7 protein-coding genes and 2 pseudogenes are annotated in these 9,373 nt (G+C 66.6%); all 9 read left to right on the plus strand.

Annotated elements, in window-relative coordinates:
• Positions 1 to 102: 102 nt before the first annotated feature.
• A complete protein-coding gene (locus tag AC1DVM_RS21450; protein ID WP_477257870.1) occupies positions 103 to 993 on the plus strand; it encodes a DUF2163 domain-containing protein in 891 nt (296 codons plus the stop codon).
• Between the two features lie 134 nt (positions 994 to 1,127).
• A complete protein-coding gene (locus tag AC1DVM_RS21455) occupies positions 1,128 to 1,529 on the plus strand; it encodes an NlpC/P60 family protein (RefSeq protein ID WP_477257882.1) in 402 nt (133 codons plus the stop codon).
• A gap of 22 nt (positions 1,530 to 1,551) precedes the next feature.
• Positions 1,552 to 5,426 (plus strand): annotated as a pseudogene (locus tag AC1DVM_RS21460) (baseplate multidomain protein megatron).
• A 26-nt stretch (positions 5,427 to 5,452) separates the two neighbouring features.
• On the plus strand, positions 5,453 to 6,979 hold the full coding sequence (locus AC1DVM_RS21465) for a DUF2793 domain-containing protein (protein WP_477257872.1): 1,527 nt from the start codon (positions 5,453 to 5,455) through the stop codon (positions 6,977 to 6,979).
• 1 nt (position 6,980) lies between these two features.
• Complete coding sequence (locus AC1DVM_RS21470) at positions 6,981 to 7,523, plus strand: glycoside hydrolase family 108 protein (protein WP_477257874.1); 543 nt, start codon at positions 6,981 to 6,983, stop codon at positions 7,521 to 7,523.
• A gap of 14 nt (positions 7,524 to 7,537) precedes the next feature.
• Positions 7,538 to 7,747: a hypothetical protein gene (locus AC1DVM_RS21475; RefSeq protein ID WP_477257876.1), complete on the plus strand. Its 210-nt coding sequence runs from the start codon at positions 7,538 to 7,540 to the stop codon at positions 7,745 to 7,747.
• Between the two features lie 46 nt (positions 7,748 to 7,793).
• Positions 7,794 to 8,138 carry a PepSY domain-containing protein gene (locus tag AC1DVM_RS21480; RefSeq protein ID WP_477257878.1) on the plus strand — a complete coding sequence of 115 codons (345 nt, stop codon included), beginning with the start codon at positions 7,794 to 7,796 and terminating at the stop codon, positions 8,136 to 8,138.
• Positions 8,139 to 8,245: 107 nt separating this feature from the next.
• Positions 8,246 to 8,917, plus strand: a complete 672-nt coding sequence (locus tag AC1DVM_RS21485; protein ID WP_477257880.1) for a response regulator transcription factor — start codon at positions 8,246 to 8,248, stop codon at positions 8,915 to 8,917.
• Positions 8,914 to 9,373, plus strand: a pseudogene (locus AC1DVM_RS21490) (sensor histidine kinase); the annotation flags it as partial. The gene AC1DVM_RS21485 and the pseudogene AC1DVM_RS21490, both read left to right, overlap by 4 nt.

The raw sequence follows: 9,373 nt of genomic DNA on the forward strand, positions 1-9,373 counted from the left end.
CCATTCCCCATTCGCCATTCGCCATTCGCCCCTTTCACCCCTTCACCTCTTCCCCCTTTCACCCCTTTACCCTGCACCCCTTCACCTCTCACGGAATCCCCGATGCGCTCCATCCCACCGAACCTCGCCGCGCATCTCGCGGACGGGGCCACGAACCTGTGTCATTGCTGGAAGCTCGTTCGCCGCGACGGCGTCGCGTTCGGCTTCACCGATCACGATCGCGATCTCGTCTTCGGCGGGATTGTCTTCGGGGCGCGTTCAGGCCTCGAGGCGGCGGAGGCCACGGCCGAACTCGGCTTCGCGGTCGGTGGCGGCGAGGTGTCGGGCGCACTCGTGTCCGCCGGCCTGACCGAGGACGACATCTCGTCCGGCTTCTACGACGATGCCAATGTGGAAACGTGGCTCGTGAACTGGAGCGACGTCTCGCAACGCCTGCTGCTCGATATCGGGTCGCTCGGCGAGATCCGCCGCGCCGATGGCGGCTTCGTCGCCGAGGTGAGGGGGCTCATGCACCGACTCGACGAGGAGCGCGGGCGCCTCTTTCGCTCCACCTGCTCGGCCGATCTCGGCGACGCGAAATGCGGTATCAATCTTGCCTCGTCCAGCTACAGCGGCAGCGGGATCGTGACGCGCACCGACGGTGCGCTGGTCATCGCCGCATCGGGCATCGCGGGCGGCGACGGGTTCTATACGGCGGGGCAGCTCACCTGGACGGGCGGCGCCAATGCGGGCATCGCCGTCGAGGTGAAAGTGCATCGGGCGATCTCCGGCATCGACGAGTTCGACCTCTGGCAGCGCGCGCCGCAACCGATCCTCGTGGGCGACACGTTTCGCGTCACCGCCGGCTGCGACAAGAACCACGCGACCTGCCGCAAGAAATTCAAGAACGTGGTGAACTTCCGCGGCTTTCCACACATGCCCGGCAACGATTTCATCATCCGCATTCCGCGCCAGGGCGAGCCCGGCCTCGATGGCGGCAGCTTTTTCAAGTGAGCGAGTGGTGAGTGTGAGTGGTGAGTGGCATGAATGGCTGGAGAAACAACGTGGATTGTGTCGACGATGATCAACCGGCTGCACACCCTTCTCCTACTCACCACTCACTCCTTCCCCACTCACCCCTTCCCTCGATCGTCGACGCCGCCCGCGCGTGGATCGGCACGCCTTACCGCCACCAGGCCTCGCTGCGAGGCGTGGGCTGCGATTGCCTCGGCCTTCTCCGGGGAGTCTGGCGGGAGGTGATGGGCGCAGAGCCCGAAATGCCGCCGCCCTATTCGCCCGATTGGGCGGAGGCGGGCGCCGATACGTTGCTTGGCGCGGCCCGGCGTCATCTCGTCGAAATCGCGCCGCGGCAGATTGCCGGCGGCGACGTGCTGCTGTTCCGCTGGCGCGATCACTGCCCCGCCAAGCACTGCGCCATCGCAACCTCGTCCGACACCATGGTGCATGCGCATGACGGCGCTTGCGTCACCGAAGTGGCGTTCCGACCCTGGTGGCGCCGCCATCTCGCCTACGCGTTCCGCTTTCCTTAAATCCCGATCCTGAAAGAATCCCATGGCCACGCTCGTTCTGCAGACTGTCGGTTCCGTCGTCGGCGGCATGGTGGCGGGGCCCTTGGGCGCCATGGCCGGCCGCGCGCTCGGCGGGTTGGCGGGCGCCGCCATCGACAATGCGTTGATGGGCGGCAGCGAGGACAAGGTCGTCGAAGGTCCGCGCCTGAAGGAGATCGACGGCCTGACATCCACCGAGGGCGCGCCGATCCCGCGCGTCTATGGCCGCGCCCGCATCGGTGGACAATTGATCTGGGCGACGCGGCTCATCGAACAGGCCAACACGAAGACCGAGCGCTCGGGCAGCGAGGGCGGCAAGGCTCTCGGCGGCGGCGGCGCGAAGACCAAGACCACGACCTATTCGTATTATGCCAATCTGGCGGTGGGCCTGTGCGAGGGCGCATCGCGTTCATTCGCCGCGTCTGGGCCGATGGCCGCGAGATCGACCTTTCGACGATCACCATGCGGGTTCATCGCGGTCATGAATCGCAGGCCGCCGATCCGCTGATCGTCGCCAAGGAAGGGGCCGCCAACGCGCCGGCTTATCGTGGCCTCGCCTATGTGGTGTTCGAGCGCCTGTCTCTTGCCGAGTTCGGCAATCGCGTGCCGCAATTCTCGTTCGAGGTCATCCGACCCGTCGACGGGTTGAACAACATGGTGCGCGCGGTCTGCCTGATTCCGGGCGCGAGCGAGTTCGGCTACGACACCGTCGGAATCACGCAGAGCCTCGGTCTCGGCACGACGCGGCCGGAAAACCGTCATCAACTCCAGCGCAAGACGGATGTGACCGCGTCCCTGGATGCGCTCGAAGCGATCTGCCCCAATTTGAAGCGCGTCTCGCTGGTGGTCAGCTGGTTCGGCGACGATCTTCGCGCTGGACAATGCGCCATCGAACCGCGTGTCGAACTGAGAACCAAGCAGAACGAGGACGAGGCGTGGTCGGTCGCAGGCGTCGCGCGGGCGGATGCCAGGGAGGTGTCGCAGGTCGACGGCGCGCCGGCCTATGGCGGCACGCCCTCGGACCAATCCGTGATCCGGCTGATCCGCGACTTGAAGAAGCGTGGGCTGGAGGTGGTGCTCTATCCGTTCGTGATGATGGACGTGGCGATCGGCAACAGCCTTCCGGACCCCTATGGCGGCACGGGGCAGGCCGCCTATCCCTGGCGCGGCCGCATCACCTGTCATCCCGCACCCGGCTTGTCGGGATCGCCCGACGGCACGTCGGTGGCCGCCACGCAGGTGGCGCAATGGTTCGATCGCGAATGGGGCTTTCGCCGGCTCGTGCTGCATTATGCGGATCTGGCGAAGGAAGCCGGCGGCGTCTCGGGCTTCATTCTCGGCAGCGAGCTCGTGGGACTGACGCGGGTGCGCTCCGCATCCGGAATCTATCCCGCGGTGGACAAACTCAAGGATCTCGCAGGCGATGTGCGCGACATCCTCGGCAGCGTCACCGATCTCGTCTACGCGGCGGATTGGACGGAATACGGCGCGCATGTGCGCGACGGCGGCGACGAGGTGCGCTTCCCGCTCGATCCGCTCTTTTCCCATGCGGCCATCGACGCGGTCGGCATCGATTATTATCCGCCCCTTTCCGATTGGCGCGATGGCCCGGACCATGCCGATCTCGCGCTGGCCCGCAGCGTCCACGACGTGGAATATCTGCGCAATCGTCTCGGCGGGGGCGAGGCGTTCGACTGGTATTACGCCAACGCGTCCGATCGCGCCGCTCAGGTACGCACGCCCATCACCGACGGCGCGGCCGGCAAACCCTGGGTGTTTCGCCAGAAGGATCTCATATCCTGGTGGTCGAACCCGCATGTGGAGCGCATCGGCGGCGTGGAAATTCGCACCACCGGCTGGCGCCCCCATTCGAAGCCCATCTGGCTGACCGAGATCGGTATTCCGGCCGTGGACAAGGGCACGAACGGACCCAACGTGTTTCCCGATCCGAAATCCTCGGAATCCGCCTATCCGCCGTTCTCGCGCGGCGTGCGCGACGATCTCATGCAGGCGCGCGGGGTGGAGGCGATCCTGTCGCGGTTCGATCCGGCCCTGCGCGGGTTTCAAGCCGCTTTCAATCCGGTCTCGCCGGTCTACGGCCGGCCCATGGTCGACCCCGCCAACATGTTCGTGTGGGCATGGGACGCGCGGCCGTTTCCGGCCTTCCCGGATTTCACCTCCGTATGGGCAGATGGCGGCAATTGGGAGACCGGTCACTGGATCACGGGCCGCATCGAAGGCGCTGCGCTCGACCGGCTGATCGCCGCGATCCTGAAGGATTTCGGCTTGGCCGATCCCGGCCCGCTGCCCCTCGACGGCTTCACGGACGGCTACGTGGTCGACCGCCCCATGTCGGCCCGCGGCGCGCTCGAACCCTTGATGCGGATCTTCGGCGTCGATGCGGTGGCGTCGGGCGGCACGACGCGGTGGCGCGGCCGCGGCGGCCGAAGCGTCATTCCGATCGCCAAGGACGATCTCGTGATGGACGAGAAGGTTCCGGCCCTCAAGCTCACCCGCTCGCAGGAAACGGAGCTGCCGCAGCAGGTCGAGATCGGTTTTACGGATTCTGAGACCGATTATCGCCGCGCCACGGTCGCCTCACGTCGCTTGTCGGGGTCGAGCCGGCGCGAAGCGCGCGCGGATTCGCCGCTCATCACGCGGCGGGCGGAAGCGCAGCGACACGCGGATGCGTGGCTGCAGGATTTGTGGGCGGCGCGCGAAGGCGCCGAATTCGAGCTGTCGCACCGGCGCATCGATCTCGAACCCGGCGACGTCGTCGCGCTGCCGACCGATGCGGGAGACAAGCTTCATCGCATTGTACGCATCGCCGACGGCCCGACGCGCAAGATCACCTCACGGGCCATCGAGCCCGCGGTGTTCGAAACACCGGGATCGTCCATTCCGCGCCCGACCAAACGCCCACCGCCGGTGGCGGGCAAACCCCTGGTGGTCGTGCTCGATCTGCCGACGAGCGTGGGCGATCCGACGCCGCTGCAATTCATCGCGGCCGCGGCCGATCCGTGGCCGAGCGCCGTCACGATCTGGCGGTCCTCGAACGGCGCGAGCTACACGGCGCATCGCATTCTCGATCTGCCGGCCATCATCGGCGTCACGACGAGCGAGCTCGCGGCGGGTCCCCTCTGGCGATTCGATCCCAAAGCGGTCGTCGATATCGAGATTTCATCCGGCACGGTCAGCGCCATCGACGACGAGGCGGCCCTCGCGGGCGGCAACCTGTTCGCCGTGCGGGGCACGGATGGCCGCTTTGAAATTCTATCGGCCGCCCGGGCGGAACTCGTGGGCGAGCGGCGCTATCGGCTGTCGCGCCTGTTGCGCGGATTGTCGGGCGGCGAGGCGGAAGCGGCCCGCGCCGTTCCGGCGGGCGCTCTCATCGTGCGCCTCGACGAAGCGGTGGCGCCGCTTGCGAGCGATCTCCGCGATCTCGGCCAGACCTGGCGTTATCGCGTCGGCCCTGCCTTGCTCGACCACGCGGACCCGGCTTTCGTGGAATTCACTGCGACGGTCGGGCGCGATGCGCTGCGCCCGCTCAGTCCTGTGCGGGTCACGGCCACGCGGATGCCGGATCACGTGACGATCTCATGGCTGCGCCGAAGCCGTGTCGACGGCGATGCGTGGGAACCCATCGAGATCCCGCTCGGCGAAAGCGTCGAGCGTTACGAGATCGACATCCTGCAAGGCGGCAATGTCCTGCGCACGCTCCACGCAACGGATGCGAAGGTGACGTATCCGGCCGATCAGGAGCTTGCGGATTTCGGTTCCCCGCAATCGGTGCTCAGCCTTCGCGTCGTGCAGATGAGCAGCGTCGCGGGGCGCGGCTTCGAGAGCGTCAACGCCGTCGCCGTGGCATCCGGCGTCTAGCAAACCATTCACAACAAGGAAGTCCGATGTCGACAACGCCGCATCTGGCGCTGCCGCTGCTCGCCGCAGCGCAGGCGCAGAAACACGTCACGCACAATGAAGCGCTCGCCGTCATCGACGCGCTCCTGCATCTCAGCGTGAAGGAGCGGGATCGCAACAACCCGCCGGTCTCGCCGCTCGAGGGCGACCGCTATCTCGTGGGCGATGCCGGCATCGGCGCCTTCGCGGGCCATGCGGGCGAGATTGCGCTGTTCGATCTCGGTCTCTGGCGCTTCTTCGTGCCGAAGGCGGGCTGGCGCGCCCATGTGGAGGCCGACGACGCCTCCCTGGTGTTCAACGGCACCGTCTGGCGCGATCTCGCCAGCGACGTGGCGGAATTCGAACGCCTCGGCATCGGCACCGCGCCCGATTCCGGAAACCCGCTCGCGGCAAAACTCAACACGACGTTGTTCACGGCCAAAGGTCGCGACGAGGGCGGCACCGGCGATCTCAGATTCGTGCTCAACAAGGAGGCGACCGGCAACGTGCTCTCGCAGCTCTACCAGAGCGGTTACAGCGGACGTGCCGAGACGGGCCTCGTGGGCAACGACGATTTCGGCATCCGCGTGTCGCCCGACGGGAGCCAGTGGCACGAAGCCCTGCGCATCGAAAGCGCCACCGGCATGGTGTCGTTCCCGAGCGGGTTCTCCGCTCCCGGCGGCAATCTGCTCGTCAATCCGGCTTTCCTCGTCAACCAGCGCGCCTATGCTGGAACCGCGCTCTCGACGGGCGTTTACGGTTACGACCGCTGGAAGTCCGGCGCGGGAGGCAGCACCATGAACAGGCTCGCCGACGGGACGATCTCGTTTACCGGGACCATCGAACAGGTCGTCGACGTGGCGCAGGCGCCGTCGCTTGTGGGATCGTCGAACTTCGCCGGCCTGACACTGACATTCTCGGTCGAGAACCTGTCCGCTCCGATGCCCGTGACGATCGGCTCGATGGCGGTGACGCTCGCCGAGGGCCCGGGACGGCGCTCGGTGACCGTGACCCTCGATCCTGCCACCACCGGCCACCTCGTGCTGCGGCTGCAGAGTTCGGGCACCACCACCTTTCTGCGCCCGAAGCTCGAATTCGGAGAACGCGCCACGCCCTGGATCGGAGATTGGCTCGACGCGGAGGAAACCCGCTGCCGGCGATATTACCAGCGCGTCGCATCGAGCGGCACCACCCTGCTGATGATGGCGGGGCTGGCGCAGCGCCGCGGTGTCAACCTGATCGAGATACCGTACGCGTTTCCGGTTCCCATGCGGGCCGCGCCGTCGATCCAGTTGCCGTCCATGGGTTGGGCCGGCGCATCGCCCACGAGCAACCAGGTCGGGTGCTACGATCCGGCGAGCGCCGCCTGGATCACGAGTTCGGGGAGCGTCAGTGTCGTGACCGCGGTGCCCGCCACGGCATCGGCGCTCGTGCTGCGTTTCCAGGCATCGACCTCGTTCAGCGGCGCAGCCGGCGCGGTCGGACAGATTCATCTCGGCAGCGCGGCCTATATCGGACTTCAGGCGGAGCTCTGACATGAACGATGCGACCGACGATCCCCGTTTCGCCCGAAGCCTCGCTGTCGTGCTCGGGCACGAAGGCGGATTCGTTCGCCATCCTTTCGACCCCGGCGGCGCGACGAATTTCGGCATCACGCAGCGGACGCTCGCGCGCGCTCGCGGTGGCCGGGCCGACGCCGACGATGTGCGCCGGCTCACGAAGGACGAGGCCGCCGTCATCTACCGCTTCTTCTATTGGGACGCCATGAAGGCGTCCGAAATGCCGCCCGGGGTCGCGCTCGCGCTGTTCGATTTCGCGGTGAATTCCGGCGTCCCGCGCGCGGTGCGCCAGCTTCAGTCCATCCTCGGCGTGGAGGTCGACGGGATCGTCGGTCCGCAAACGCTCGCGGCCATTTCGCGGGCCGATCCGGACGATCTCGTCCGGCGCCTCACGCGGGCACGTCTCGGCTTTCTCGCCCGCCTCGCCACCTGGTCCGTCTTCGGACGTGGGTGGAGGAGGCGGGTTCTCGCAGTCGAACAGGACGCGCTCGGGCTCGGCCTGTCACCATCGTTATCCTGAAAGGACATTTTTCCATGATCGATTCCAAGACCCTCCTGTCGAGCCGGACAATCTGGTCCAACCTGATCGGATTGGCGGCACTTGGCCTCGGGCTTTTCGGCCTCGACGTCACCGGCCTCGAAACGCCCGCCTTCGCCGAAGCCGTGACCCAGCTCGTCGCAGCGGGCGGGTTCATCGCCTCGACGGTGTTTCGCATCGCCGCCACGAAGCAGATCGTGGGCTAGAGTTACATTCAGCCTTTGTTCAGTGCCTCGGGCTATGGTCTGGTCGATGCGTCTGGCACATTGGATCATAGCCCTTCGGGGCATCGCGCTCTGGAGCGTCGCCCTTGCGGGGATCGTGGGGCCGGTCCATGCCCAGAGCGCCGCCACCGCCCTCGAGAACTGCCTCGATCCCCGCGCCATGCGGGAGGCCATCGCCGCCAAGGGCGTCGTGGCGCCCGCCGCCGCCGTCATCACGGCCCGCAAGCAGGTGCCCAATTCCGACGTGGTGCGGGCCAATCTCTGCCAGGGCGACGATGCGCTGGTCTATGTCATCATGGCGCTGCAGAAGGATGGCCGTCTCGTGCAGATCACGATAGACGGACCCTCCGGGCGCGTGAAATCGGTCCACTAGTCACAGGCGTGCCACGAGGCCAAATCCGGCATATTGCGTTGTGGCGCGTTGTCTGGTCCTGTGGCGGCAATCTCCATCCCCCATCCGGCTGATAGGAATTTTCAAGCGTGCGCCTTCTCGTTGTCGAGGACGACCAGACCCTGAACAAGCAGATCGTGACCGCCCTGGAACAGGCGGGCTACGCGGTCGACCATGCGTTCGACGGCGAAGAAGGGCAATTCCTCGGCGAGACCGAGCCCTATGATGCCGCCATCCTCGATCTGGGCCTTCCCAATGTGGACGGCGTGTCGGTGCTCAACGCCTGGCGCCGGGAGGGCCGCAAGATGCCGGTCATCATCCTGACGGCGCGGGACCGCTGGAGCGACAAGGTTCAGGGTTTCGACGCGGGCGCAGACGACTACGTTACGAAGCCGTTCCACATGGAAGAATTGCTGGCGCGGGTGCGGGCGCTGCTCCGCCGGGCGACGGGCCACGCCACGAGCGAGATCAGCTGCGGTCCGGTGAAGCTCGACACCCGCTCGGGACGCGTGGCGGTGGACGGCAACCCGATCAAGCTGACCTCGCATGAATACCGGCTGCTCTCCTACCTGATGCACCATACCGGGCGCATCGTGTCGCGGGGCGAACTCACCGAGCATCTCTACGACCAGGATTTCGATCGGGATTCGAACACCATCGAGGTGTTCATCGGCCGGCTGCGCAAGAAGCTGGGCGTCGACATCATCCAGACCGTCCGCGGGCTCGGCTATCTTCTCGACACGGGCCAGACCCGAACGTGAGGCGCCTGCGTCCGAGCCTCGATCGGCTCGCTCCGGTTCTCGACCGGTTCGCGCCGATCTACGATCGGCTGACCGGACGCTCCATCKCGGTCCGGCTGGCGGTCTCGGCCTTGTTCTGGAGCTTCGTCATCCTGCTCATCGCAGGCCTCATCCTGTCGACGCTTTATCGCGACAATACCGAGAAGGCGTTCGATCAGCGCCTTCTGGTCTATGCCAACACACTGGCGTCGAACCTCGTCGCACCCGGCGACCCTGACCGCGATCTCGGACCCGTGGGCGATCCGCGCTTCGAATTGCCCCTGTCGGGCTGGTACTGGCAGGTCGGACGGCCCGGCGCCGCGCCGGTCGATATCCGCAGCTCCAAGTCGCTTTTCGGCGGGCAATTGCCGTCGCTCGCGCCGCCCGACTCGAAGGATTTCGGAAAGGTGCGCCGCGGCTACGGCCATGCGCCGGACG

This window comes from Microvirga sp. P4_A5 (genome assembly GCF_056402495.1).